The sequence below is a fragment of the Bifidobacterium asteroides genome (assembly GCF_003202755.1).
Taxonomy (GTDB): domain Bacteria; phylum Actinomycetota; class Actinomycetes; order Actinomycetales; family Bifidobacteriaceae; genus Bombiscardovia; species Bombiscardovia asteroides_F.
Window position 1 is genome coordinate 61,395 of the sequence record NZ_QGLK01000005.1, and the last position, 25,453, is coordinate 86,847.

Sequence of the window (25,453 nt, forward strand, 5' to 3'; positions counted from 1 at the left end):
CTCAGCGCCTTTGGTGTTCGTTGCCGCTGGGAATCCGCTCAGCCCTGGCGCTGCTTGTGGCGTGGGTTTTTGCAGATCACCATGACGCGGCCGTGACGACGAATCACGCGGCAGTTCTCGCAGATTCTCTTCACACTAGGGCTGACCTTCATGGTTTTCCTTTGCTTGTGTACCTTGTTACTTGTACCGGTACGTAATCCGTCCGCGGTTCAGATCGTAGGGACTCATTTCGAGCACCACCCGATCCTGGGGCAGAATGCGGATGTAGTTCTTGCGCATCTTGCCGGAAATGGTGGCCAGCACCAGGTGCTTGTTCTCGAGCTCGACGCGGAACATCGCATTCGGGAGGGCCTCGACCACACGCCCTTCCACCTCGATCACACCATCTTTTGCCATAAGCCTTCTATCCGATCCTCGGCCGGTTACACAGCGCGCCGAAAGACACGCCAAATGGTAAGTATAGCATTAATGGACCCAAAATTGGGCAATAGCGTGTTGACACGACAAAAGGACCGTCTGAACGGCTGTCGCTCAATCAGTATAGCAGTCGTGCAGGCGGTCCGATAGGGACCTGAATCCCTCAGTCCTCGATGGCGATGTTCTGCGTGTTGTCAGCCGGCTCGATGCTGGTCTTGGGCAGGGTCACCTCCAGGGTGCCGTTGGCATAGTGGGCATGAATGTCCTCCTGGCGGACCTTGTCACCTACATAGAAGCTGCGGGAGCAGGACCCGGTGTAGCGCTCACGCCGAATCCACCGGCCCTGGTCATCCTTGTCGCCCTGGTCACTGTTCTTCTGGGCGGAGACAATCAGGTAGCCATCCTCCAGACGCAGACCGATGTCCTTCTTGTCGAAGCCGGGCATGTCGATGGAGAGCTGGTACTGTCCATCCTTCTCACGTACATCCGTGTTCATCAGGGGGCTGTTCAGCGCGTTCTTGGCGCCCTGACCCTGCCGACGCCCGTCACGCCAGTTGTTGAAGAAGGGATCATCGAAGAAGTCGCCGAAGATCGAATTGTTCATCAATGCGGGAAACATAGCCATAATCGCATCTCCTGATTCTGTAAGTCAATAGTTTTCGCAGACCGGAATCTCAGGCGGACATCCTGACCTGTCCTCCCGGGCTCCCTGCCCTTCACTTTGTCCAAACCGCGGGCTGGGGGTTCCATGCCCGATGTTCACCCAAGGAATAAAAAGTTGAGTCATAGAGACTCAACTTTCGCTAGCAGCCTTGATTGCTCATCCTTGCTCTCTCATTCTTCGGGCCTTGAACGACCACATGTCAGACATTACGGGCCAAAATTCTTGTGACGTAACTTTGAGGCATTTACCATAGGATAAGATTCCGCCAGCCCCCGTAGGCTCTTGAGGGCGGACCCAATCGTGTGTGGACCGGACGGACCGGCCATTCCTAGTCAAAGGAGCTCAGATGCTCACCAACGAATACATCAAGCGCGTCTACCAGCAGGTTGAGAAGCGCGACGGCGACCAGCCGGAATTCCTGCAGGCTGTGCGTGAAGTTTTCTCCAGCCTGGAGCCCGTGGTGGAGCGGCATCCCGAGTATGAGGCCAACGGCGTTCTGGAGCGCCTGGTCGAGCCCGAGCGTGCGGTCAAGTTCCGCGTGGCCTGGACCGATGACCAGGGCCATGTCCAGGTCAACCGCGGCTACCGGATCCAATTCAATTCGGCCATCGGCCCATACAAGGGCGGCCTGCGCTTCCACCCGACCGTGACCGAGTCGGTCATCAAGTTCCTGGGCTTCGAACAGATTCTGAAGAATTCGCTGACCGGGCTGCCCATGGGCGGCGCCAAGGGCGGATCCGACTTCGACCCCAAGGGCCGTTCGGATGCCGAGGTCATGCGTTTCTGCCAGGCCTTCATGACCGAGCTGCAGCGCCACATCGGGCAATTCACCGATGTGCCGGCCGGCGACATCAACGTGGGATCGCGCGAGATCGGCTACCTGTTCGGCCAGTACAAGAGAATACGCGACGAGTACTCGGGCGTGCTGACCGGCAAGGACCTGACCTTCGGCGGCTCCCTGGCCAGGACCGAGGCCACGGGATACGGCCTGTGCTACTACACCCAGGAAGCCCTGCAGACGCTGCGCAAGGATTCCTTCCAGGGCAAGACCGTCGTCATCTCCGGTTCGGGCAACGTGGCCATCTTCGCCACCGAAAAGGCCCAGCAGTTGGGCGCCAAGGTGGTGACGGCATCCGATTCCAACGGATACGTCTACGATCCCAACGGGATCGACCTCGAGGTCGTCAAGGACATCAAGCTGGGTCACCGCGGCCGAATTCGCGAGTATGCGGACCGCGTGGACTCCGCTGAGTACCACGAGGGCTGCAAGGGCGTTTGGACTGTGCCCTGCGACATCGCCCTGCCCAGCGCCACACAGAACGAGATCGACGAAGAATCCGCAAAGACCCTGGTCGCCAATGGATGCACCGTGGTCTGCGAGGGCGCCAACATGCCATCCACCCCGGAAGCCATCCAGGTCTATCAGGATAACAAGGTGCTCTACGGGCCTGCCAAGGCCGCCAATGCCGGCGGCGTGGCAGTCTCCGGTCTGGAGATGAGCCAGAACTCGCTGCGCCTGCAGTGGACCTTCGACGAGGTGGACCAGCGGCTCAAGGACATTATGACTGGAATCTTCCAAAAGTCCTACCAGGCTTCCAAGGAATATGGTCATGAGGGCGACCTGATGCTGGGCGCCAATGTGGCCGGCTTCACCAAGGTGGCCGATGCCATGGTGGCCCAGGGCATCCTCTGAGATAGGCTCTAGATAGCGCAATAAGGGGTTCGACCCGCTGAAATTGCAGGTCGGACCCCTCTTATTGTGCTTTAGCGGACAGCAGGACTCAGGCGACCAGCTGGTCGATGACCTCGGGATCAATCCTCTGACGCGGGTTGAAGTCCTTGGAGCCAAGATACCGATAGATGCTGGTCTGAAGGGCCCGAGCCTCCGGATATTCAGTCAGATTCTGCAGGCCCATGGAGGAGAGCAGAAGCCGGCCCTTACCGCAGCGGCATTCCAGCAGCTGTGTCATAGGTCGCAAGTAAGCGTAGCTGTCCATCTCAGTGATGATGGATTGGTAGCGATCAGGCAGGATGATGGCCCGCTGGGTGGCCATGGGCCACCACTGCCAGTCAGTATGCCAGTCGGTCGGAAAATCGGCAAAAACAGGGTGGTCGGCTTGAATGAACTGCCCCATGGTGCCGCTCTGGTCCTTGAATGTCCCCACTGACCAGAAGTCCGTGGAGAAATGGGCCTGAACGGATCTGGGCAGGGACTTGGCCGTGGAGTCAGGACTCAGATAGACTGTGCCTCCCTGGTCCAGGACCCGACGCGCCTGTTGGTCAAACCTCCTGGCCTCGTACAGACCGCCTGGCCGTTCAGGCTTGCTGTCCCGGTAGACCCAGACCGGATAGACATTGGTCACGCCGTCGATCTCCAAACTCAGACGGCAGCGTTGGTTGCCTTCAACGCCGTCCAGAGGCAGTTCGAAGGCTCCAAGATCGGTCAGCTTGCCCACCGGACAGGCGACCTGACGGAAGACACGCTCCAGATCAACCCCCTGGCCCTGCAACCGCAGCCGAAGATCACCCTGCAGCGTGCGTCGGCCGTAGTTGGCCACTTTGACCGTCCCTGAGAGCTTCTCCTGGCTGGTATAGGCATAGCGATCCATGACTGCCAGCGGCAACTGGTCGGTAAAGAAGGACCGGAAGCGTTCAGGACGGGCGAAGGGAAACCGCTTGGGGTGCAGATGGGCATCCATCATGCCCACCAGAGCCGTGCCCTGTCCGGGAAAGTCCTGCAGACCCAGCAGCGAAAGTCCCGACATGGAGGGGGTCCGCAGCACGGACTCCACCTCCTCCCGGTAGCAGATCCGCGACAGTTCTCCTGTAGCGGCCACCCAGTCCAGCCAAGTGCTCTGATCCAGGCCCGATTCATGGACCCTGTCACGAATCATTGCGTAATTGTCAGGACGGGTGACCCCGGTGAATTCTTCAATCTCTCGGAAATCTGGCAGCACTTCATACTGGCCGACCTCGAAGCCATAGACCGGCACTGAGCACTCTTCGCGGACTGCCCGCACGGAGTCCTCGAAATTGTGGGCAGTGCCCGGATGAACCGCGTTGGTGGACCCGCGCATGTTTGCGAAGCAGCAGCGCAGGTCATGGCCCTTGTAGGACTCTGAGGTGTAGACCTCATTGCAGTTGTCACTGCCCAGCTGACCATAGTGGGGGTTGGAGGAATTGGCATAGAGCCGGGTGTCGTCAATGCTCCGGGCATCCTCGACCAGCTGAGCCATGCGCTGGTGGCCGGTCACATCCGCAGACAGCTCATTGCCCAGGGTGAGCATGACAAAGGAGGGGTGGTTGGCCAGGAAGAGCAGCGTCTGCTCCAGTTCGGTGCGATAGTAGCGGTAACTTTCATCCTCCTGGAAGGCGTGTTGGTGGTCCCAGTGGGAGAGCTCGGGCTGCATCATCATCCCCATCCGGTCCGCCGCGATGAAGGCTGCTTCGGGCGGGCAGTGTGAATGGAAGCGGACCATATTTACTCCGTATGACCGGTAGGCCTCCAAAATACGAATCCAAGAGCCCACGTCCATGGGCGGGAAGCCGGTCTGCGGAAATTCAGCGCAATTGGCCTCGCCCCGCAGGAAGAAGGCCCTGCCGTTCAGAGCCAGTCTCCCCTGCTCATCAGCTGCGAAGTCGCGGATGCCGAAGTCCGTACTTACCCGCGAGAGCACCCTGGATCCGTCTGGCGCCAGAAGTTCAACTGTTATGCCGTGCAGACAGCCCTGGTATTCGTCCCAACGATCCGCATGGACATCAAGCGGCAGATCGGGCCAGGTCAGTGTTCGCCGCCCAGATTCCAGGTCTACAGCGACCTCCAGAGGCTGGGCCAGCGCATCGGAAGAGATCCGCAAGCGACCATGGAATCCTTGTCCCGAATCCACATCAGCTTCTACCGTCAGCGCATCGCCATGGGGATAGGCACGAACGCTATCTACAAAGGTGTCCTCCTCCACACGCAGGCTAATGTTTCCCAGAAGCCCGTTCCAGTTGGTCTGGGTGTGGTCAGTGGCGGTCGAGGAATCCACGATGGCGTCATGAGGCATACCCTGGTAGGCGTTATCGGAATCCACTTGCAGCAGGTCATCGCCCGTTAGCAGTCCGGTCAGCTCGAAGACATGCGGCGTATTCAAGGTCTGAGGATGATAGGGCTCAACCAGGCGTTCTCCCACCCTGACCTCCAGGCGGCGAGCGCGCTCCACCTCGAAGAAGACCCTCCGCCCCGGCTGTGGAGACCATCTAATCTGTCGGGACAGCCTGACCGTCCCCTCAAAGGTGTGCCGCCTGGTCAGCCGAGAGCCGATGGGGCCGGTCTTGCCGCTGCCATAGTCAGCAGACAGCTCCTGATCATCGTGTCCGAGTCCGTTGGTGTCCAGCGTGCCCGGCAACAGGACGGTTCCCTGCAGCTCAGATGGGGACTGAACCTGCCAGGCTCCAGTCAATGCAACCTTGATCATGCTTTCCTCCCGGTGAGAATTGCCCTGTGGTCCAATTCATCAGTGAACAACCCGGCCTGAATATGGCCGGCATCCAGTTCCAGCACCTGCTTCAGGCACTCCCGAGCCTGGTCGATCTGCCCTATGCCGATGCGTGCCAGTGCCATCAGGTAGAGGCAATGAACCCGGTTCATACGGGTATAGTCCGCATCAAAAGTCAGGAAGTCGGGAAGGGAGACTGCGAAGTAGTCCTTCTCCACATGATCGTCCAAATGCTGCTCGCCAAAGTCCAGCAGCCGGTAGTAGCAGGCGTTGGCCGGACCCTGCTCGCCAAGAGCCTGGTGGGCCAGCCCCTGGAAAAGGACCATCTCAGCAGGCTGGTCGTTGTAATAGAGCGACTCCCCCACCTGCCCGGAGCCCAGGCAGGCCAGACGGAACTCCTGATCCGCAGCTTCCTTGTCACCTGCTGCTCGTCTGGCCAGCCCCAGATAGTAGTGAAGATCGTTGTCCTTCTGGCCTTCCAGTTTGCCTTCGCCCAGGTTCTCCGGATAGGTCATGGCTCGCTCCAGCAGGTCCGCAGCACGGTCCCAGTCCTGGGCCGCCATGGCATCCTTGGCCATTAGCTTCAGCGAGATTCGGTATTGGGCGGTGATTTTGCCCTCGCCGCCCTCCCAAGGATGGAAGCGCCGACTGCTCATGAGCTGATAGGCCCGTTCGTAGCTACCGGTCTGGTTGAGCAGACTTAGGTATTCGATATAGAGATCGTCCCTGCGGGCCACAACCTCCGGATGCTTTTCAAATTCCGTCAGTCGACGGGCAAAGCTCCAGCCCATCAGCCTATGAAGCTGATCCCGCTCCAGAAAGACCCGGGCATCTTCAGAATCCAACCGCCAGGCGGTCTCGATTTCCTGGTCGGCGGCCTGCCAATCGTGTCGCTTGTTGCCGTAGGCAATGGCCAAGTTGCGGTGAACAGTGGCGAAGTCGGGGTCCAGTTGCCGGGAATGCTCCCAAAGCTTGATGGCCCGGTCCGTCAGAGACTTGTCGTAGTAGAGGCATCCCAGATAATATGCAGCCTTGGGACCATCGACCGTGTCCATGGCCATCCGCAGCGGGGCGATATCATCCAGGGAATTGGGGAAGCAGTAGTCCGAAGGCGCCGCCTCAGCTGCCTGAAAGGCTTCAAGGGCCTGATCTTTCCGACCCAGCAGGTGCAGGTACCAGCCTTGGTAATAACGGACCATGGGCTGATGCTGATCGGCCTGGCCCAGCAGTTGCAGCGCCTCCTCATAGGCGCCGAATGCCGCGTAGCCACGGGCCGCTCGCAGGAGGTTGAGGTAATCCCCGCGCATCAGTCTGGATAGTTCGTCCGGATCACCGCCTGCCAAGACGCGCTCGTATCCGGATACGAAGTCGAACCGATCCAGGGCCAGGTTTTCGCGGACCACTTGGTCCGCCTGATCCTGCCTGCCCAGCCGACGCAGCAGATAGGCCTTGAGCCCGCGAGCCCGAATATTGTCGGTGTTGCGGGTCAAAGAGCGCTGGACGAAGTCCAATGCCTGCTCCAACTGGCCGCGACATGCAGCGATGCAGGACAGGCAGAAGAAGGCCCCTTCCTTTTGGGCATCATCCCAGGTGGCCTTGTAAAAGGCATCATAGGCCTCATCCGTTCGTCCTTGATAGTTCAAAGCGAGACCCAGATTGTAATGGGCCTCGGAATCATAAGGCTGGCTGTTGCGCCAGGTCAGCCGCTTGATGGCGGCGCGGAAGTGCTGCTCGGCTCCGGCGAAGTCGCCGCGTCGAAGCAGAAGTCGACCATAGGCGTTGTTGATGCGCGCATCACCGGGGTCACGCTTAAGCCCCTCCAGGTAGTAAGGATCAGGCCGGTAGGTGGCATGGCGGTACTGTTCCAGGTGCAGTCCGGTCAGCAGCAGCTCCTCGTTGGTGGCGATACGCTCCGGCTGATCGGCGGCCTGCGCCGGCTCGGGAATCTTGCCTCCGGCGGGTGGCTGCGGACGATAGCTGACCAGGAGCCGTCCTTGAGCGTCCTCCACTCGAGCTGTCAATGCAGTGGCCGGACGATTGCCTGTCTCGAATTCGGCCCTGACTTGATTGTCGGGTCCAAGTGTGCCCTGCCACTGGTAAAGGACGGATCCGTCATCGGCAGCGACCTGGACGCGCGCATCCTTTTGAACCCGTGTGGCATAGACGGTGACTCGCCCTTGCCCGGCCTTCAGCCCCTGGGCCTCAATCCCCTCATGCTCGCCAGCGGCTCCGAAGGTCAGCTCGGGGCCAACTTCCAGGTTGAGGGCCGCATCCACGCTGGCGTTCTTGACCAGCCCAACCTGTTTGTAGGGCATGAAGTACTGGGTGAAGGCCTTGCCCTCGTAGGGCTTGAGCCAGGTGAAGTCAGGCTGGTTGTCGGTGAAGACCCCGGTCATCAGCTCCACGTAGGGGCCGTCGGCATCGGTCAGATTGCGATCCCAGGCGTGGCCGAAGTCCCCGCAGCCCCAGGTCCACTGCTTCTTGCCCGGGGAGATGTGATGGTCAGCCACATGCAGAATGCCCGCTTGCCGGGAAAAATCGTAGCCGCCGACGAAGTCATAGTCCGAATGGGCAGCCATATAGGAAGTGGGCACCGGCACGTTCTTGTAGCGGCTGATATCCACTCCCTGGGAATAGTCGTGCTTGTAGTAGGTTCCCGTGGCGATGGGATAGCGGGAGACGTCGCGCTTGCCGTGGTCCATGACTGCGGTGACATCGGGCGGCATGACGGTCCTGGTGTGCTCGTTGACCGCCACGGCCGGGTTGGCCCACCAGAGGAAGGATTGAGGCAGGGGCGTGCCGTTGTAGAGCCGGGCCGAGATTTCGATGACGCTGACCCCGGGATGCAGGGCGATGGTGGTGGTGACCTGGGTGCCGTATATGCGGTCGGTATCATGGCAGACCACCGCCTTGCCACCGTCCGGCAGATCCTTCAGCGTACAGTCCACCGGAAGGAAGGTACTGGGCCGGTGGTGCTGCGGCCAGTTGAACTCGATGCCCCCGGAGATCCAAGGGCCGGTCAGGCCTACCAGAGCAGGCTTGATGACCCGGTTGCGGTAGACGAAGTCATAGTCGTTGGTCTTGTCCCGAGCATACTGAATGCGTCCGCCCAGCTCAGGCAAGACGGTCACCTCCAGGTATTCATTCTCCAGGATGACCGCCTTGTAGTCCTGATCCTTGCATTCATCCGAGATGGTCTCGATGACCGGGTAAGGATAGACCCGTCCCGAAGAGCCCTGATAGACTCGATTTTCGATAAATTGCGGATTCTTGTCCGGTTTTCCGATCCCGTAGGTTGGAATAGTAAGCTCTGTGACTTTCACTGTGACGCCCATGGTCATCAGCCCCTTGTCTGCTCAGCAAAACTGTATATATTTGCTCTCAGTCTATAGTCGGAATCGGCCCTCGGAACTGCATAAATTGTTTGAAAATATTAAAAAATTGCTACTAAACAGTATGGCTGACCAGCACTTGTTGAACTCGGGACGATTGCAGAAAATGGCCGAATGCATATACATGTAGGGGATCGGCCCATCACGGACCGACCCCCTACACTGGCGTTCGCTTAATGCCTGATCATGCCTTTCTGCAATCCTGGAGAGCCCTACTCCAGTTCCAAGGCTCCGGTGTAGAGCTGGTAGTACTCGCCGTGCCTGGCTATCAGCTCATCGTGATTGCCGCGCTCGATAATTCGTCCGTGGTCCAAGACCATGATCACATCGGAGTTGCGGACCGTGGAGAGCCTATGGGCGATGACAAAGACCGTCCGGCCACGCATCAATGCATCCATGCCCTGCTGGACCACCTCCTCGGTCCTGGTATCGATTGAGGAAGTAGCTTCGTCCAGGATCATAGCCGGGGGATCCGCCACAGCCGCCCTGGCAATGGAGATCAGCTGGCGCTGACCCTGGGACAGTCCGCTTCCATCCCCCTCAAGAACGGTCTGGTAACCCTGTGGAAGCATGCGGATGAAGCTGTCGGCGTTGGTCATCCTGGCAGCTTCGATGCACTCCTGGTCCGTGGCATCCAAGCGCCCGTAGCGGATGTTGTCAAGGACGGTGCCGGTGAAGAGGTTGACATCCTGAAGGACGATGCCCAGGGAGCGGCGGAGGTCAGGCTTACGGATGTTCCTCACATCGATCCCGTCATAGAGAATCTGCCCCTGCTGGATGTCGTAGAAGCGGTTGATCAGGTTGGTGATCGTGGTCTTGCCAGCACCAGTGGCGCCAACCAGAGCAACCTTCTGCCCGGGCTTGGCGAACCAGGTGATGTCGTGCAGGACAGGCTTGCTCGGGTCATAGCCGAAACTGACGTCGGTGAATCGCACATCCCCTTGGAGGAGGGTGTATCGCCCATCAGGAGAGGTGATTGCCTGATCCTTGGCCTTCAGGGCCACATCTCGGGCGTCGCCGGGAAGCTTCATGGCGGCCTCCAGCGAGCGCCTGCCATCGTCATCGGCCTCGCGCTTCCAGGCCCAGTGCCCTGTTTCGTGGTCGACGGGGGTCATGGTCCGGCCGTCCGAAGCCAGTTCGACGCTGACCAATCTGACCGTACCCTGGTCTGATTCAACAGGTTGGTCCATCAGGTCGAAGATCCGCGAGGCGCCGGCCAGGGCCATCATGACCATGTTGAACTGCATGGAGACCTGGCCGATGGGGTTGATGAAGGAGCGGGAGAGGGTCAGGAGGGAGACGATGGTTCCCAGGGTCAACGGCCCTGCCCCTGTCAGTCCTACATTGCCCATGCCCGCGATGCCTGCCAGCCCGCCGACGATGGCCAGTATGACATAGAGCAGGTAGCCCATGTTGCCCACGACCGGCATGGTGACGTTGCCGTAGGTGTTGGCCTGGGCCGAGGCGTGGAAGAGCTCCTCGTTCCTCTCCTCGAAGACCTTGGCAGTAGCATCCTCGTGGTTGAAGACCTTGATGACCTTCTGTCCGTTGACAGCCTCTTCAACGAAGGCGTTCACCTGGCCCAGATAACGCTGCTGATGAACGAAGTAACGGCCGCTTCGGGTAACCAGAACCCGGACCACCACAATCAGGACCGCCGCGAAGACCAGGGTCAGGACGGTGAAGGGAATGGAAAGCCAGAGCATGGAGATCAGGGCTGCCAGGGCGGACAGCACCGAGGAGACCATCTGCGGGAAGGACTGGGAGATGGCCTGGCGGAGGGTATCCGTATCGTTGGTGTAGCGGCTCATGGTGTCGCCGTGCTCATGGGTGTCGAAGAAGCCGATGGGCAGCTCCTGCTGGTGGGCGAACATCTGGTCGCGGATGGTTTTCAATGTGCCCTGCTCCACCTTGACAATCAGCCAGTTCCAGAACCAGGAGCAGAAAGTCCCCACTGCATAGAGGCAGCCCATCAGGATCAGGGTCCTCATCAGCGGTCCCCAGTCAGGGTTGGCGGCCCCGACCAGCGGCAGGATGTAGTGGTCGATCAGTGGCTGAAGGAAGAAGGCCGATGCGGCTTGGGCCCCGGCGCTGATGATGATGCAGACTACGATCACCGCCAGCTGCCAGCGGTAAGCCAGCAAGTAGCTAAAGATGCGACGGGTCGTCCCCGGCGCGGCCTTGTCCAAGCGAGGCTTGCGGTCCTTGAATGATCCGTCACTCATGGTCCTTGTCCTCCTCGCTTTGGTTCCTGGTCTGTGATTCGTAGATGGATCGGTACTCCTGACATGTTCGCAGGAGCTCCTGGTGGGTGCCCTTGTCGAGAATCCTGCCCTCTTCCAGGACCACGATCATGTCAGCGTCCTCCACAGAGGCCAGACGCTGGGAGATGATGATCTTGGTGGTGTCGGGAATCTCCTGGCTGAAGGCCCGGCGGATCAGCTGGTCGGTCTTGGTGTCCACGGCGCTGGTTGAGTCATCCAGAATCAGGATGTCAGGTTTCTTCAGAAGGGCCCGTGCTATGCACAAACGCTGTCGCTGGCCGCCAGAGAGGTTGGTGCCGCCCTCGTCCAGGTAGGTCTGATACCCATCGGGAAACTCCCGCACGAAACTGTCAGCCTGGGCCAAAGTGCAGGCGCGCACCAGCTCTTCGTCCGAAGCATCAGGATTGCCCCAGCGCAGGTTCTCGGCGATGGTCCCGGTGAAGAGGACATTCTTCTGAAGCACCATGGCCACCTGGTCGCGCAGGACGGTCAGGTCGTACTGGCGCACATCCACCCCGCCCACCTGGAGGGACCCCTCGGTCACGTCGTAGAGACGGGGTATGAGCTGGACCAGGCTGGATTTGGAGGAGCCGGTCCCGCCCACGATGCCCAGGGTCGAGCCCGAGGGAACGTCCAGATTGATATGGCTCAGAACGGGACGTTCGGACCGATCCGAGTAGCGGAAGGTCACATCCTGGAAGCTTATGGAGCCATCGGCCACCTTCATAACCGGCTTGGCGGGATCGTGCACGGTGCTGACTTCGTCCAGCACCTGGCAAATGCGCTCCGCCGAGGCCTGGGAGATGACGACCATGACCACGATCATGGAGACCATGTTCATGGCCATCATGATTTGGATGGCATAGGTGACCAAGGCAGTCAAATCGCCCGTAGTCAGCCCCAAGGCTGCATTGTTCCCGGATGCCACGATCTGGGAGGCGCCCATCCAGGATATGACCAGCAGAGAGGCGTAGATACAGAAATTCAACAGCGCCGGGTTCAGGCTCATGATCCTCTCGGCCTTGCAGAAGGCCCGGTAGATGGCCAAAGAAATGCCGTTGAATTTGCGCTCCTCGTAGTCCTCCCGGTTGTAGGATTTGACCACTCTGATGCCCTGAAGGTTCTCGTCCACCACGTTGTTGAGGTGGTCGTAGGTGTGGAAGACCCGCTCGAAGATGGGGTGCACCAGCAGGGACAGACCGATCAGCCCGAAGCCCAGGATGGGGATGGCGATCAGGAAGACCAGGGATATGGGCCTGGAGATCTTATAAGAAAAGAGCCAGGCCACGATGACCATGATCGGCGCCCTGACCCCGACCCTGATGACCATCTGATAAGCGTTCTGCAAATTGGTCACGTCGGTGGTCAGCCTGGTGATGATGGATCCGGTTGAGAAGCGGTCGATGTTGGTAAAGCTGAAGGACTGCACCTTGGCGAAGAGGTCGCTGCGGACATTCTTGGCCAGGCCGGAAGAGGCAATGGCCGCGTACCGCCCGGACATGAACCCAGAGAACAGGGAGACTGCCGAGCAGGCCAGCAATATCAGCCCGAACTTGAAAATGGCCGGCATGGACCTCCCCGAAACCCCCTGGTCAATCAGGGAGGCCATGATGGTCGGAATCACAATCTCAAGGACGCTCTCAAGAAACACGAAGGCCGGAGCCAGAAAACTGGCCTTCCGGTATTCGAGCAGCGAGCGCAGAATGGTTCGGATGGTGTGCTTCGGACGTGTTGGTTCCTTTTTATCCGATCTGACCACTAATGCCGTAGACCCCTTCAAGTGGACCTCTTCTGTTTCCGTATTGGTTTCTATGTCTTTTGCGGCCAATCACCGACACGCATTACCCCTCGCAAGAGAGCATGGATGCACCTAGGCTATCATCCTGTCCGCCAGTGCTTGGCGAACGCGCGGAAATTTCCGCCCTCCACAAAAAGAAGCTGTCACGCCCTTTGCGGTCATGCAGCTTCTATGCTTTAGTTAGTCCTACAAGCGGTTCTGAACAAGGCATTCTTGGTCTTGCTCATTATCTCAGCAGTTGATTGAAACGGCGACAAGTCTCTCGCCTGACAGGCTATGAATTAGCGCTTGTCCAGCTGCGCGATAATCTCCTTGGAAATCTGGTCGACCTCACCCTGGCCGTCCACTTCGACCAGAAGGCCACGGGACTTATAGGTATTCAGCAGAGGGGCAGTCTCCTTGGCATAGATATCCAAACGCTTGGCGATGGCCTCAGGGGTATCGTCTGCTCGCCCCTCTTCCTTGGCCCGCTTGGCGATGCGCTGCATGAGCACGTCATGGTCGGCGTCCAAGGCCACCACGGCAGTCAGCGGAGTGCCCAGCTCTTTGAGCATCTTGTCCAGCGCCTCGACCTGGGAAGCCGAACGTGGGTAGCCGTCCAAAATCCAGCCCTGGGCGGCATCGTCAATGCCGAGACGGTCTTTGACGATCTTATTGGTCAGCTCATCTGGAACCAGCTCACCCTTGTCGGTGTAGGCCTTGGCCTGCTTGCCCAGCTCGGTTCCGTTCTTCAGATTGTAGCGGAAAATGTCGCCGGTGGAGATGGCCGGAATCCCGTAATGCTTGCTGAGCAAAGCCGCTTGCGTGCCCTTGCCAACACCTTGAGGTCCCATGATCAACAGTCGCTGTGCCATTCCCTATCCTTTGCTCGATGTTCGATATTCTTGACTCTCCGGTCCCGGCCGGTTTTAGCTATCTTTGCCGCGCAGAACCCTCATTTACGTATGCTAGCGGTTACCCGACCCAATACAGGTTCCACTCACTAAACCCATGCAAACTGTCTTCCAGACACAAAAAGAATCCGGCCCCTTGCCACCAAGGGCCAGGGCCGGACCTTCACTATTTTAGTCTGACACCACTTGTAGATGCCTAAATTAGGGTCAGCCTTCCTTGTGGTCACCCTCCAGCAGGAAGCCTGTGTATTGGAACTGCTCGGTCTGAGCCCTTGCCTGACGCAGAGTGTCCAAGCCGACGCCGGCGATAATCAGGATGGTGGTGCCGCCGAAGGGCAACTTGGAATTAATCTTCAGCAACATAATTAGCACTGTGGGTATCAGTGCCACGAAAAGCAGATAGATGGCGCCGACTGTATTCAGCCGATTCATCACGTATGACAGGTACCGGCTGGTGGCCCGTCCGGCCCTGATGCCGGGGATGAAACCGCCGTACTCCTTCATGTTGTCGGCCGTCTCATCGGGGTTGAAGGTGATGGAAGTGTAGAAGAAGCAGAAGAAGACGATCATGACCGAGTAGAGCACGATGTACCACACTGAGGTGGTGTTGGCCATGTTGGCATCGATCCACTTGACCCAGCTCTGTTCAGGCTTGCCGAACTGGGCGATGAGGGTTGGAATAGCCAGAATGGAGGAGGCGAAGATGGGGGGAATCACGCCTGACATATTGATCTTGAGCGGCAGATAAGTTGAGGATCCGCCGTACATCTTGCGGCCGATCATCCGGCGTGTGTACTGGACGGGTATCCGGCGCTGAGCCAGCTCAACATAGTCCACAAGTATCAGAATGACCACCAAGACAGTCACAACGATGCCAAACTTGACCCAGTCGCCGTTCTTGCCGTTGGTGCCCCAGCCGATATTCCAGAGCTGAGGCAGGAAGCCAGAGCAGATGGAGATGAAAATCAGGACGGACATGCCATTGCCAATGCCCTTGTCGGTAATCAGCTCGGCCATCCACATGATCAGGCCCGTGCCGCCGGTCATGATCAGGACCATGACCACCAGGTTCCAGACCGAACTGTCAGGAATGACCTGCTGCTGGCATGCCCCGTTGAAGAGCGCACCGTTGCGGGCCGTGACCAGAATAGTCGTGGACTGCAGCACCGCGAGGCCAATGGTCAGATACCTGGTGTACTCGGTCAGCTTAGCCTCGCCAGACTGGCCCTCCTTATGCAGGGCCTCAAAGCGCGGAATGACCACACGCAGCAGCTGCACCACGATGGATGCGGTGATGTAGGGCATGATACCTAGTGCGAAGATGGACAGCTGCAGCAGAGCCCCGCCCGAGAACAAGTTGACCAGGCCGATGAAGTCCTCATTGCCGGCTGTGGTGATGCACTTCTGCACGGCAGGATAATCCACACCTGGAGTAGGTATGAATGACCCGATGCGATAGATGATGATGATACCAAGAACAAAGAGGATTTTCTTCCTCAACTCCTTGGTCTTGAAGGCCTGGATTAACGTCCTCACCTAAGTTCCCTCCCTACGCGCCCGCGCGTTGGTCCCGGTGCATCGCACCTTCTTGCTCCGACCAGCTTAACCGATGGCTCCGTCAAATCACGACGGCAACCTGGCCGGAAACGAATTCCGGCCCTCGCCCGCTTGGAGCGGGGAGGGCCGGAATCATCTGCCTTGCGGTCTGTCCCCTATGAGTGTCAGTCCTCAGAGACGGTCCCGCCTGCGGCTTCTATCTTGCTTTTGGCCGAGGTCGAGGCCTTTACACCCTTGAGGGTGAAAGCAGCCTTGACATCGCCATCACCCAAGACCTTGACGGGGTGGCCCTTACGGACCGCTCCCTTGTTGACTAGATCTTCGACAGTGACCTCGCCGCCATTGGGGAAGAGCCCTTCCAGAGCACCCAGGTTGACCACCTGGTACTCCTTCTTGAAGGGGCTCCTGAACCCACGCAGCTTGGGCAACCGCATGTACAGGGGCAGCTGGCCGCCTTCAAAGCCCGGACGGACCTGGTAGCGTGCCTTGGTGCCCTTGGTGCCACGACCGGAGGTCTTGCCCTTGGACCCCTCGCCACGACCCACACGGATGCGGTCGCGCTTGGCACCCGGAGCAGGACGCAGGTCATGCATCTGCAGGATGGTAGGCTCTTGCTTCTCGCTGGCCATAATCAGTCTGCCTCCTCTACGTTCACCAGGTGGCGGACCTTGTCGGCCATCCCCCGGTAGACGGGGGTGTCCTCACGCAGGACTGACTGGCCGATCTTGTGAAGGCCCAGAGACCTGACGTTCTCCTTCTGGCGGTCCGTGGCATGAGCCACGCCCTTGACCAGTGTGATCTTGATCTGATTGGTCATCACTCACCTGCCTTCGACTGCTCGTCAGCCTTGGCCTTAGCCTCTTCGCGCTCCTTGCGCTCGTCGGCGATGCCGGCGGCACGTGCACGCAGGAGGGAGTCAGGGGCGACCTCCTCCAGGGGCAGACCGCGACGTGCGGCGATCTCCTCGGGCTCCTCCAGCTGCTTCAAAGCAGCCACAGTGGCACGCACCATGTTGACGGCGGTTGCCGACCCCATGGACTTACTCAGAATGTCGGTGATGCCGGCGCACTCCAGGACTGCGCGGACCGGACCACCGGCGATGACGCCGGTGCCTGGTGCGGCAGGCCGTAGAAGAACAGTGCCGGCCGCATCGTGGCCAATCACCGGGTGGGTGACGGTGCCGCGGATGCGGGGAACAGTGAACATGTGCTTCTTGGCGTCCAGCTGACCCTTGGAGATAGCTGCGGGGACCTCACGGGACTTGCCGTAGCCAACACCCACGGTGCCCTTGCCGTCGCCTACGACCACCAGAGCCGCGAAGCTGAAGGTTCGGCCGCCCTTGTGAACCTTGGACACTCGGTTGATGGTCACGACCCTATCAAGCATGTCGTCACGCTCGTCGCGGTCGCGACGGCCACGACGGCCATCCCTGCGGCCGTCACGGGAGCCGCCACGACGACCGCCGCGGCGATCATCGTTCCGGTCGTTCCGGTCCCTTCTGCCACCCTGGCTGGACTGAGCGTTTGTGGAATCTTCAGTCACCTGGGTTGTTTCCTTTGTCGTTTCGTTGTCGCTCACAGTGCCAAACCTCCCTCACGGGCGCCTTCCGCAACCGCTGCGACCCTTCCGTGGTACTTGTTGCCACCACGGTCGAAGACCACGGTGGTGATGCCGGCCTTCTTGGCCTTGGCCGCAATCTGCTCGCCCACCTTATGGGCGGCCTCGGTCTTGGTGCCCTTAAAGGAGCCGTAGTCCGAAGCCATGGTCGACTCGCTGACCAGAGTGACGCCCCTGGTGTCGTCGACGATCTGGGCGATCATGTTGCGGTTGGTCCGTGTGACCACCAGACGGGGACGCTCTGCCGTGCCGGAGACGTGCTTGCGCAGACGGGCATGGCGGCGCAGACGGGCGATCTTCTTGCCTTTGCCTTGTATCGAGACCGTCATATCACTTACCAGCCTTTCCAGCCTTGCGCAGGATGTGCTCGTCGGCGTACTTGATGCCCTTGCCCTTGTAAGGCTCGGGAGCACGCAGGGCGCGGATGTTGGCCGCAGCCTGGCCGACAGCCTGCTTGTCGATGCCGGAGACGACCACCTCGTTGGCGTTCGGCGTCTCGAAGGTGATGCCCTCCGGGGGGTCGACAGTGATGGTATGCGAGTAGCCCAGCGAGAACTCCAGGGACTTACCCTTGGCGACCACGCGGTAACCGGTGCCGACGATCTGCAGGTGCTTGCTGTAGCCCTTGGAGACGCCCTCGACCATGGATGCCACAATGGAGCGGCTCAGGCCATGCTTGGCCTTGGTTGTGCGGTCCTCGTCGGCAGGGGTCATGATAATCTCATTGCCCTCGACTTTGCCGGTGATGCCCTCGGGCAGCGTGTACCCGTCTGAGCCCTTGGGACCCTTGGCGGTGAATTCCTGGCCCTTGAAGGCCACCTCCACACCTGCCGGAACGGCGATGGGGAGCTTACCAATATGCGATGCCATGTTCAGCTCTCCTCTCTCACCATACATAGGCGACGATTTCGCCGCCGATGCCCCTATCGAGGCATTCCTTCTGTGTCATCAGTCCCGAGCTGGTCGAGATGATGGCGATTCCCAGCCCGCCCAGGGGCATGGGCAGGGAATCCGACTTGGCATAGCGGCGCAGACCGGGCTTGGAGACACGCTTGATTCCCTGAATGGACTGGCGTCCATCGGGACCGTACTTGAGCGTGATCTCCAGATCCTGCCCGACGCGCGCCTCCTTGGCGCGGTAATCGGCGATAAAGCCTTCGCGCTTGAGAATCTGCGCGATGTTCGCCTTGAACTTGGAGTACGGCATGTCGACTGTTTCATGCTTGGCCGCACTCGCATTACGCAGACGTGTCAGCATGTCTGCGATGGGATCTGTCATTGTCATGTGGGCTTATGCCCTTCCTCGCCGTGGTTTCCGCCGCCGGGCAGCAATCTGCCGCGACCGCGGACCTTCAGCGTCGATCTTTACCAACTGGACTTCGTCACACCCGGCAGCTCGCCGCGATGAGCCTTCTCACGAAGGCAGATGCGGCACAGGCCGAACTTGCGATAGACGGAATGAGGACGACCGCAGACCTGGCAGCGCGTGTAGCCACGCACCTTGAACTTCGGCTTGCGTGCCGCCTTGTTTCTCAGAGCGGTTTTTGCCATATCAGTTCTCCTTGAAGGGGAAGCCCAGCTGCTTGAGCAGCGCCCGGGCCTCCTGATCGTTCTTGGTGGAGGTCACCACTGTGATATCCATACCACGCTGGTGATCGATCTGATCAGGATCGATCTCGTGGAACATGGACTGCTCCGTGAGACCGAAGTTGTAGTTGCCCTGGCCGTCAAACTGACGGTCGCTGATGCCGCGGAAGTCGCGGATGCGGGGCAGAGCCAGGGTCAGCAGTCGATCCAGGAACTCCCACATGCGCACGCCACGCAGAGTGGCGAAAGCGCCGATGGCCTGTCCCTCACGCAGGTGGAACTGCGCCACGGACTTCTTGGCCTTGGTGATCTTGGGCTTCTGGCCGGTGATGGCCGTCAGGTCCTTGACCGCGCCCTCGATCAGCTTGGAGTCTCGTGCCGCGGCACCCACTCCCATGGAGACCACGACCTTTTCGATCCTAGGCACCTGCATGGGGTTGGAGAACTTGAACTCCTTCTCCAGCTCGGGCACGATGCCCTCGCGGTACTGCTGCAGCAAACGAGGGACTGCCGGTGCTTCAACGGTGGTATCGCTCATGACAGCTCCTTGCCTGACTTCTTGGCGAAGCGGGTGCGCACGACCTTGACCTTGCCATCACGCGCCTCCTCCTTGATGTTCACGCCGATGCGGGTCGGCTTCTTGGTCTCCGGGTCGATGACCATCACGTTGGAGCGATGGATGGGCGCCTCGGTCGGGACGATGCCCGACTCCTGACCCCGCTGTGTGGCCCGCACATGCTTCTTGACGATCTGAATACCCTCAACGATCAGGCGGTCGTTGGGCAGAATCCGCAGAACCTTGCCCTCCTTGCCGCGATCCTTGCCGCGGATGACCTTGACCTGGTCGCCTGTCTTGATCTTGGCTACCACTTCAGATCACCTCCGGTGCCAGGGACACGATCTTCATGAAGCGCTTGTCGCGCAGCTCACGACCGACCGGTCCGAAGATACGAGTGCCGCGGGGCTCACGACCGGTGCCGAGGATGACCGCCGCGTTCTCGTCGAACTTGATGTAGGAGCCGTCGTGACGACGATGCTCCTTGACCGTACGGACGACGACCGCCTTGACGACCTCGCCCTTCTTGACCGACCCGCCGGGAATGGCATCCTTGACGGTGGCGACGATCACGTCGCCAATGCCGGCATAGCGTCGCTTCGACCCGCCGAGCACGCGGATGGCCAGGATCTCCTTGGCACCCGTGTTGTCGGCGACCTGAAGCCGCGATTCCTGCTGAATCATTGATTCTCCTTAGCCGCGCTGGTTCTCCGCAGACACCCCGCACCAGGCGGGATGAAATGCGGAGCCTGGCCGAACTTGTTACTTGGCGCGCTCGACGATGGAGTCGAGACGCCAGCGCTTGGTCTTGCTCAGAGGACGGGTCTCCATGATACTCACGAAGTCGCCCACATGGGCCTCGTTCTTCTCATCATGGGCCTTGACCTTGCGGTTGCTGCGGACGACCTTGCCGTACAGGGGGTGGGTCGAACGCTGCTCCAGCTCAACGGTGATGGTCTTGTCCATCTTGTCGGACACGACGTAGCCGCTGCGAACCTTGCGGAAGTTGCGCTCCTGCTTGTCAGCCATGCTTACTTCTCCTCAGCTTTGCTCTCGGCCTTTGCTTCGGCGGGCTCCTGGCTGATGCCCAGCTCGCGCTCACGCAGAACGGTGTACATCCTGGCGATGTCGTGCTTGACGGCCTTGAGGCGGGAGGTGTTCTCCAGCTGACCGGTGGCCGACTGGAAGCGCAGGTTGAACAGCTCCTCCTTGGACTTCTTCAGGAAATCCTCGATCTCCGCATTGGTCTTTTCATTCAGATTCTTGATGGAATACTCGGCTGTTCCGACTGACATCAGATGTCACCGCCTTCACGTGCAATAATCCGGCACTTCATGGGAAGCTTGTCAGTAGCGCGGCGAAGGGCCTCGCGGGCCACATCCTCGCTCACGCCGCCGATCTCGAAGAGCACCCGGCCGGGACGGACATTGGCCACCCAGAACTCGGGCGCACCCTTGCCGGAACCCATTCGGGATCCCAGGGCGTGCTTGGTCAGGGGGCGATCCGGGAAGACCGTGATCCAGACGCGGCCGCCACGCTTGATGTACCGGGTCATGGCGATACGGGCCGCCTCAATCTGGCGGTTGGTCAGGTAAGCCGGAGCCAAGGCCTGTATGCCGTAATCGCCGAAAGCGATCTCGTTGCCGCCCTTGGACATGCCCGAACGACCCGGACGATGCTGCTTGCGGTATTTAGTCCTCTTTGGGATAAGCACGGCTCACTCCTTTGCTTCGGTTGCGACGGGGGCCGAGGCGGTCTGCTCCTGAGCTGCCGCCGGCGGCGCGGCCACACCGCTGTTCTGCTTGGCTGCATCCTGCTCACGGCGGGTGCGTCCCTCGGAGGGACGGACGCCACGACGGGGACGACGATCGCCGCGCCGACCGGGGCGGTTGTTCTGCTGAGCCTGCTGCTCCTCGAACTGACGCTCGGTCATATCGCCCTTGTAGATCCAGACCTTGACGCCGATGCGACCGTAGGTGGTTCTGGCCTCGAAGAAGCCGTAGTCGATCAGAGCGCGCAGAGTCTGCAGGGGCACACGGCCCTCGCGGTAGAACTCCGAACGGCTCATCTCGGCTCCGCCCAGACGACCTGACAGCTTGATTCTGATGCCCTTGGCGCCTGCGCGCATGGCATCCTGCTGAGCCTTGCGCATGGCCCGGCGGAAGGTGACGCGGTTGGTCAGCTGCTCGGCGATGCCCTGAGCCACCAGCTGGGCATCGATGGAGGCGTTCTTGACCTCGAAGATGTTCAGCTGGACCTGCTTGCCGGTGATCTTCTCCAGCTTGGCGCGCACGCGCTCGGCCTCTGCTCCACGACGACCAATGACGATGCCCGGCCGGGCGGTGTGGATGTCGACGCGCACACGGTCGCGGGTCCGCTCGATGACAATCTTGGAGACGCCTGCGCGCTCCAGGTCCTTGTTCATCTCCTTGCGGATCTTGTCATCCTCAAGCACGAAGTCGCTGTAACGCTCCCCCGCCTTGTTGGAGTCGGAGTACCACTTGCTGCGGTGCTCCTCGGTGATGCCGAGTCGGTACCCAAACGGGTTGATCTTCTGCCCCATTATCGGGCTCCTTCCTTGTCGGCCACCACGACGGTGATGTGGCTGGTCCGCTTGTTGATGCGGGCCGCACGACCCTGGGCGCGGGCGCGGAACCGCTTCAGGGTGGTTCCCTCGTCCACGTAGGTCTCACGAACCACCAGCTCATTCTCGCGGAAGGGCTGGTTGGCCTTGTCCGCCTTGACGCGCGCGTTGGCGATGGCGCTCTCCAGGCACTTGCGGACCGGAACGGCCGCATCCTGGGGGGCGAACTTCAGAATGGTCACGGCCTCGGTCGCCTGCTTGCCTCGGATGAGGTCGACGACGCGGCGAGCCTTGCGAGGCGTCACGCGAACGTGACGTGCAATTGCCTTAGCTTCCATGTGTCTCTACTCTCCCTCGCCTCAGCGGCGTGCTTTCTTGTCGTCCTTCACATGACCCCTGAAGGTCCTGGTGGGGGCGAACTCGCCGAGCTTGTGGCCGACCATGGCCTCGGTGACGAAGACCGGGACATGCTTGCGGCCATCGTGCACAGCGAAAGTGTGCCCGATGAAGTCCGGGGTGATCATGGAACGACGGGACCAGGTCTTGATGACGTTCTTGGTGCCCTTCTCGTTCTGCTCGTCGACTTTCTTCTGCAAGTGGGCGTCGACGAATGGGCCCTTCTTGATGCTACGAGTCATCTTTCCGACACTCCCTTACTTGCGGTTCTTACCATTTGGACGACGACGCACGATCATCTTGTTGGAGGCCTTCTTGGGCCTGCGGGTGCGGACCTCGCCCTTGCCCCAGGGAGACACTGGCGGCTTGCCGCCACGAGTGCGTCCGCCATGCGGGTGGTCGACCGGGTTCATGGATTCACCACGGGTGATGGGCCTGCGACCCATCCAGCGGGCACGTCCTGCCTTGCCGAGCTGGACGTTGGCGTGGTCGTTGTTGCCGACCTCGCCCACCGTTGCGCGGCAGCGTGAATCAACGTTGCGAATCTCGCCGGAGGGCATACGCAGCTGGGCGTAGGCCCCGTCCTTGGCCACCAGCTGGACGGCAGCGCCTGCCGAGCGGGCGATCTTGGCGCCGCCCAGGGGCCGCAGCTCGATGGCGTGGACGATGGTGCCGGTGGGGATGTTGCGCAGGGGCAGGTTGTTGCCGGGCTTGATGTCGGCCTGGGGACCGGTCTCGATGACATCACCCTGCTTGATGCCCTGCGGGGCGATGATGTAGCGCTTCTCGCCATCTGCAAAGTGCAGAAGGGCGATGCGGGCCGAGCGGTTGGGATCGTATTCGATCTCAGCAACCTTGGCGGGCACGCCGTCCTTGTCCCAGCGACGGAAGTCGATGAGGCGGTACTGGCGCTTGTGTCCGCCGCCCCGATGGCGGCTGGTGACGCGACCATAGGAGTTGCGTCCGCCAGTCTTGCTCAGCTTGCGAACCAGCGACTTCTCAGGCTTGGAGCGCGTGATTTCGGCGAAGTCCGAAACCGAGGCGTTGCGACGGCCCGCGGTCGTCGGCTTGTATGTACGGATAGCCATAATCTAGTTCTTCCTTAACTTTTCTCGGCTAGCCTTCAGTTGTTGGTACCGAAGACATCGATCGACTGGCCCTCGGCCACCTTGACGATGGCACGCTTCTCAGCGGCGCGACGACCCCAGCCCGTACGGGTCCGGGTCCGCTTGCCCTGCCGATTGAGGGTGTTGACCGATGTGACCTTCACGTTGAAGATCTGCTCGATGGCCTGCTTGATGGCGACCTTGTTGGCATCAGGGTCAACCACGAATGTGTACTGGCCGCGGTCCGAGTTGGCGTAGCTCTTCTCGGAGACGACCGGGCGCAGAATGATGTCGTGTGCTGGCTTGTGAATAGCTGCCATGAAAATCAGGCCTCCTTGACGGTCTCGGACTTGACGCCGCTCTTGACAGCCAGGAAGGCATCGAAGCCATCCTTGCTGAAGACGACATCCTCGGCCGTGACCACATCGTAGGTGTTGAGCTGATCGGCGAAGAGGACATGGACGGTGGGCAGGTTCCTCACGGAGAGCCACTCGTTGATGTTCTCACGGGACAGCACGACGGTGGTGAATCTGTTGTCGACAAGGGGCAGCAGGGCTGCCTTGGCTGCCTTGGTGGACGGAGTCTCGCCAATGCCGAAGTCGACCACGTGCACGCGCCCGGCATTGACCCGGTCGGACAGAACGTAGCGCAATGCTGCGGCCTTCATCTTCTTGGGGGTGCGCTGGGAGTAGTCGCGCGGCTGCGGGCCGTGGACAATGGCGCCACCGGTCCACTGGGGAGCACGGATGGAGCCCTGGCGAGCACGTCCGGTGCCCTTCTGCTTCCAGGGCTTGCGGCCGCCGCCGGAGACGGTTGAACGGGTCTTGACCGAATGCGTGCCCTGACGGGCTGCAGCCAGCTGGGCGACAACCACCTGGTGGATCAGCGGCACATGCGAGCGGACATCCTCCTCGGCAATGCCGAAGATCTGCTCGGGTGCATCCACGGTCCCTGTGTTCTTGCCCTGGGCGTCGGTGATGTTCAGAGTCAAATTAGCCATGGTTTCAGGCTCCCTTCACTGCCGAACGAACCAGGACGATGGCGCCGCGGGGCCCGGGCAGGGCACCCTTGATGGCGATGACGCCCTTCTCGGCATCTGCGGAGACGATGGTCAGATTCTGGACGGTCGAGGTGTCGTGACCCATGCGGCCGGCCATCCGCTTGCCCTTGAGGATGCGGCTTGGCGTTGCGCAGGCGCCCACTGAGCCGGGACGACGCTCGTTCTTGTGCGAGCCGTGGGTGCGGCGGTAGGACTTGAAGCCCCAGCGCTTGATGGTGCCGGCAAAGCCCTTGCCCTTGGTGGTGCCGGTTACGTCGACCTCGCTGCCCTCGGGCAGCAGGTCCAGGCCCAGCTCCTGGCCGGGCTGATAGCTGTCGGCATCGGCGGTGCGGACCTCGACCAGGTGGCGACGCGGGGTCACTCCGGCCTTGGCGAAGTGCCCAGCCAGCGGCTTGGTCACCTTGGTGGGGTCGATCTGCCCGTAGCCGATCTGGATGGCCTGGTAGCCGTCCTTCTCCTGGTTCTTGACCGCGGTCACCACGTTGGTGGACACGTCCACCAGGGTCACCGGGACGAAGAAGCCGTTCTCGTCCCAGACCTGGGACATGCCCAGCTTGCGGCCCAGGAGAGCCTTGCGGTTCCTCTGCTCTTCAGCCATGCGGTTTCCTCCTCCCCTACAGCTTGATCTCAATGTTGACGTCCGCCGGCAGATCGATGTGCATCAGCGAATCCACAGCCTTGGGCGTGGGATCCACGATGTCGATCAGGCGCTTGTGGGTGCGCATCTCGAAGTGCTCGCGGGAGTCCTTGTACTTATGAGGAGAACGGATGACGACATACACGTTCTTCTCAGTCGGCAGCGGAACGGGGCCAACCACAGTTGCGCCCGCGTTCGTCACCGTCTCGACGATCTTCTTCGCCGATTGGTCGATGACCTCATGGTCATAGGACTTTAGCCTGATGCGGATTTTCTGTCCCGCCATTGCCGTCCGCCCTTTCTAGCGATCTATGAACTGATTACCCAGTCTGTTTCGAGGGCACGGAACGACAGCCACAGGAGACATTCCTCCCGACAGGCCTCAGCCGGATCCATGCGCAGCCGTGGAGAATCCCGTGGGGATGGGACTCCTCGCTGCACCCG

At 60.4% G+C, this 25,453-nt stretch carries 31 protein-coding genes; 1 reads left to right on the forward strand and 30 read right to left on the reverse strand.

The window, feature by feature from the left end:
- Positions 1 to 38: 38 nt before the first annotated feature.
- The 3 genes from rpmJ to DKK74_RS06630 all read right to left on the reverse strand — a co-directional run bounded on the left by rpmJ (position 39) and on the right by DKK74_RS06630 (position 1,042).
- Complete coding sequence (gene rpmJ, locus DKK74_RS06620; protein WP_015022330.1) at positions 39 to 152, reverse strand: 50S ribosomal protein L36; 114 nt, start codon at positions 150 to 152, stop codon at positions 39 to 41.
- A gap of 25 nt (positions 153 to 177) precedes the next feature.
- On the reverse strand, positions 178 to 396 hold the full coding sequence (infA, locus tag DKK74_RS06625) for a translation initiation factor IF-1 (protein ID WP_015022331.1): 219 nt from the start codon (positions 394 to 396) through the stop codon (positions 178 to 180).
- Positions 397 to 580: 184 nt separating this feature from the next.
- Positions 581 to 1,042 (reverse strand): Hsp20/alpha crystallin family protein, encoded by a 462-nt coding sequence (locus DKK74_RS06630; RefSeq protein WP_045935704.1) that lies wholly within the window; start codon positions 1,040 to 1,042, stop codon positions 581 to 583.
- Between the two features lie 385 nt (positions 1,043 to 1,427).
- Here DKK74_RS06630 and gdhA point away from each other — a divergent pair, with 385 nt between their 5' ends.
- On the forward strand, positions 1,428 to 2,774 hold the full coding sequence (gene gdhA, locus DKK74_RS06635; RefSeq protein WP_110413363.1) for an NADP-specific glutamate dehydrogenase: 1,347 nt from the start codon (positions 1,428 to 1,430) through the stop codon (positions 2,772 to 2,774).
- An 88-nt stretch (positions 2,775 to 2,862) separates the two neighbouring features.
- On the opposite strand, the gene DKK74_RS06640 is transcribed toward gdhA, so the two are convergent.
- From DKK74_RS06640 to rpsJ, 27 genes are all read right to left on the reverse strand, one after another.
- Positions 2,863 to 5,541: a glycoside hydrolase family 2 TIM barrel-domain containing protein gene (locus DKK74_RS06640; protein WP_110413364.1), complete on the reverse strand. Its 2,679-nt coding sequence runs from the start codon at positions 5,539 to 5,541 to the stop codon at positions 2,863 to 2,865.
- Complete coding sequence (locus tag DKK74_RS06645; RefSeq protein ID WP_110413365.1) at positions 5,538 to 8,903, reverse strand: DUF5107 domain-containing protein; 3,366 nt, start codon at positions 8,901 to 8,903, stop codon at positions 5,538 to 5,540. The genes DKK74_RS06640 and DKK74_RS06645 overlap by 4 nt, the downstream gene beginning before the upstream one ends.
- A 263-nt stretch (positions 8,904 to 9,166) precedes the next feature.
- A complete protein-coding gene (locus tag DKK74_RS06650) occupies positions 9,167 to 11,179 on the reverse strand; it encodes an ABC transporter ATP-binding protein (RefSeq protein WP_110413366.1) in 2,013 nt (670 codons plus the stop codon).
- The gene (locus DKK74_RS06655; protein ID WP_181414950.1) at positions 11,172 to 12,977 is read right to left on the reverse strand and encodes an ABC transporter ATP-binding protein; all 1,806 of its coding nucleotides are present in this window, start codon (positions 12,975 to 12,977) and stop codon (positions 11,172 to 11,174) included. The genes DKK74_RS06650 and DKK74_RS06655 overlap by 8 nt, the downstream gene beginning before the upstream one ends.
- A gap of 320 nt (positions 12,978 to 13,297) precedes the next feature.
- The gene (locus DKK74_RS06660; RefSeq protein WP_110413368.1) at positions 13,298 to 13,870 is read right to left on the reverse strand and encodes an adenylate kinase; all 573 of its coding nucleotides are present in this window, start codon (positions 13,868 to 13,870) and stop codon (positions 13,298 to 13,300) included.
- Between the two features lie 246 nt (positions 13,871 to 14,116).
- The gene (gene secY / locus DKK74_RS06665; protein WP_110413369.1) at positions 14,117 to 15,445 is read right to left on the reverse strand and encodes a preprotein translocase subunit SecY; all 1,329 of its coding nucleotides are present in this window, start codon (positions 15,443 to 15,445) and stop codon (positions 14,117 to 14,119) included.
- Between the two features lie 185 nt (positions 15,446 to 15,630).
- The gene (gene rplO / locus DKK74_RS06670; RefSeq protein WP_110413370.1) at positions 15,631 to 16,095 is read right to left on the reverse strand and encodes a 50S ribosomal protein L15; all 465 of its coding nucleotides are present in this window, start codon (positions 16,093 to 16,095) and stop codon (positions 15,631 to 15,633) included.
- Between the two features lie 2 nt (positions 16,096 to 16,097).
- A complete protein-coding gene (gene rpmD / locus DKK74_RS06675; protein WP_110413371.1) occupies positions 16,098 to 16,283 on the reverse strand; it encodes a 50S ribosomal protein L30 in 186 nt (61 codons plus the stop codon).
- Positions 16,283 to 17,044 (reverse strand): 30S ribosomal protein S5, encoded by a 762-nt coding sequence (rpsE, locus tag DKK74_RS06680; protein ID WP_024626785.1) that lies wholly within the window; start codon positions 17,042 to 17,044, stop codon positions 16,283 to 16,285. Before rpsE ends, rpmD begins: the two co-directional genes overlap by 1 nt.
- Complete coding sequence (gene rplR, locus DKK74_RS06685; protein WP_110413372.1) at positions 17,041 to 17,412, reverse strand: 50S ribosomal protein L18; 372 nt, start codon at positions 17,410 to 17,412, stop codon at positions 17,041 to 17,043. Before rplR ends, rpsE begins: the two co-directional genes overlap by 4 nt.
- A 1-nt stretch (position 17,413) precedes the next feature.
- Entirely contained in the window at positions 17,414 to 17,953 is a 540-nt protein-coding gene (gene rplF / locus DKK74_RS06690; protein ID WP_015022344.1) for a 50S ribosomal protein L6, read from the reverse strand.
- A gap of 16 nt (positions 17,954 to 17,969) precedes the next feature.
- On the reverse strand, positions 17,970 to 18,368 hold the full coding sequence (gene rpsH, locus DKK74_RS06695; protein WP_024626787.1) for a 30S ribosomal protein S8: 399 nt from the start codon (positions 18,366 to 18,368) through the stop codon (positions 17,970 to 17,972).
- Positions 18,369 to 18,448: 80 nt separating this feature from the next.
- Entirely contained in the window at positions 18,449 to 18,634 is a 186-nt protein-coding gene (locus DKK74_RS06700) for a type Z 30S ribosomal protein S14 (protein ID WP_015022346.1), read from the reverse strand.
- 1 nt (position 18,635) lies between these two features.
- Positions 18,636 to 19,208 carry a 50S ribosomal protein L5 gene (rplE, locus tag DKK74_RS06705; RefSeq protein ID WP_110413373.1) on the reverse strand — a complete coding sequence of 191 codons (573 nt, stop codon included), beginning with the start codon at positions 19,206 to 19,208 and terminating at the stop codon, positions 18,636 to 18,638.
- The gene (rplX, locus tag DKK74_RS06710) at positions 19,205 to 19,540 is read right to left on the reverse strand and encodes a 50S ribosomal protein L24 (protein ID WP_110413374.1); all 336 of its coding nucleotides are present in this window, start codon (positions 19,538 to 19,540) and stop codon (positions 19,205 to 19,207) included. Before rplX ends, rplE begins: the two co-directional genes overlap by 4 nt.
- A 1-nt stretch (position 19,541) precedes the next feature.
- The gene (rplN, locus tag DKK74_RS06715) at positions 19,542 to 19,910 is read right to left on the reverse strand and encodes a 50S ribosomal protein L14 (RefSeq protein ID WP_015022349.1); all 369 of its coding nucleotides are present in this window, start codon (positions 19,908 to 19,910) and stop codon (positions 19,542 to 19,544) included.
- A gap of 78 nt (positions 19,911 to 19,988) precedes the next feature.
- Complete coding sequence (gene rpsQ, locus DKK74_RS06720; RefSeq protein ID WP_015022350.1) at positions 19,989 to 20,255, reverse strand: 30S ribosomal protein S17; 267 nt, start codon at positions 20,253 to 20,255, stop codon at positions 19,989 to 19,991.
- Between the two features lie 2 nt (positions 20,256 to 20,257).
- Positions 20,258 to 20,521: a 50S ribosomal protein L29 gene (gene rpmC, locus DKK74_RS06725; RefSeq protein WP_015022351.1), complete on the reverse strand. Its 264-nt coding sequence runs from the start codon at positions 20,519 to 20,521 to the stop codon at positions 20,258 to 20,260.
- Positions 20,521 to 20,940: a 50S ribosomal protein L16 gene (gene rplP, locus DKK74_RS06730; protein WP_015022352.1), complete on the reverse strand. Its 420-nt coding sequence runs from the start codon at positions 20,938 to 20,940 to the stop codon at positions 20,521 to 20,523. The genes rpmC and rplP overlap by 1 nt, the downstream gene beginning before the upstream one ends.
- Before the next feature lie 3 nt (positions 20,941 to 20,943).
- Positions 20,944 to 21,789 carry a 30S ribosomal protein S3 gene (rpsC, locus tag DKK74_RS06735; RefSeq protein ID WP_029678066.1) on the reverse strand — a complete coding sequence of 282 codons (846 nt, stop codon included), beginning with the start codon at positions 21,787 to 21,789 and terminating at the stop codon, positions 20,944 to 20,946.
- Positions 21,789 to 22,148, reverse strand: a complete 360-nt coding sequence (rplV, locus tag DKK74_RS06740) for a 50S ribosomal protein L22 (RefSeq protein WP_015022354.1) — start codon at positions 22,146 to 22,148, stop codon at positions 21,789 to 21,791. The genes rpsC and rplV overlap by 1 nt, the downstream gene beginning before the upstream one ends.
- 21 nt (positions 22,149 to 22,169) lie before the next feature.
- A complete protein-coding gene (gene rpsS / locus DKK74_RS06745) occupies positions 22,170 to 22,448 on the reverse strand; it encodes a 30S ribosomal protein S19 (RefSeq protein WP_015022355.1) in 279 nt (92 codons plus the stop codon).
- A 15-nt stretch (positions 22,449 to 22,463) separates the two neighbouring features.
- Positions 22,464 to 23,294, reverse strand: coding sequence for a 50S ribosomal protein L2 (rplB, locus tag DKK74_RS06750; protein WP_015022356.1), 831 nt, complete (start codon positions 23,292 to 23,294; stop codon positions 22,464 to 22,466).
- A gap of 35 nt (positions 23,295 to 23,329) precedes the next feature.
- Positions 23,330 to 23,632, reverse strand: coding sequence for a 50S ribosomal protein L23 (gene rplW / locus DKK74_RS06755; RefSeq protein ID WP_015022357.1), 303 nt, complete (start codon positions 23,630 to 23,632; stop codon positions 23,330 to 23,332).
- 5 nt (positions 23,633 to 23,637) lie between these two features.
- On the reverse strand, positions 23,638 to 24,312 hold the full coding sequence (gene rplD, locus DKK74_RS06760; protein WP_110413375.1) for a 50S ribosomal protein L4: 675 nt from the start codon (positions 24,310 to 24,312) through the stop codon (positions 23,638 to 23,640).
- Between the two features lie 4 nt (positions 24,313 to 24,316).
- Positions 24,317 to 24,970, reverse strand: a complete 654-nt coding sequence (gene rplC, locus DKK74_RS06765) for a 50S ribosomal protein L3 (RefSeq protein WP_015022359.1) — start codon at positions 24,968 to 24,970, stop codon at positions 24,317 to 24,319.
- A 16-nt stretch (positions 24,971 to 24,986) separates the two neighbouring features.
- Complete coding sequence (rpsJ, locus tag DKK74_RS06770; protein WP_006295278.1) at positions 24,987 to 25,295, reverse strand: 30S ribosomal protein S10; 309 nt, start codon at positions 25,293 to 25,295, stop codon at positions 24,987 to 24,989.
- Positions 25,296 to 25,453: the final 158 nt, after the last annotated feature.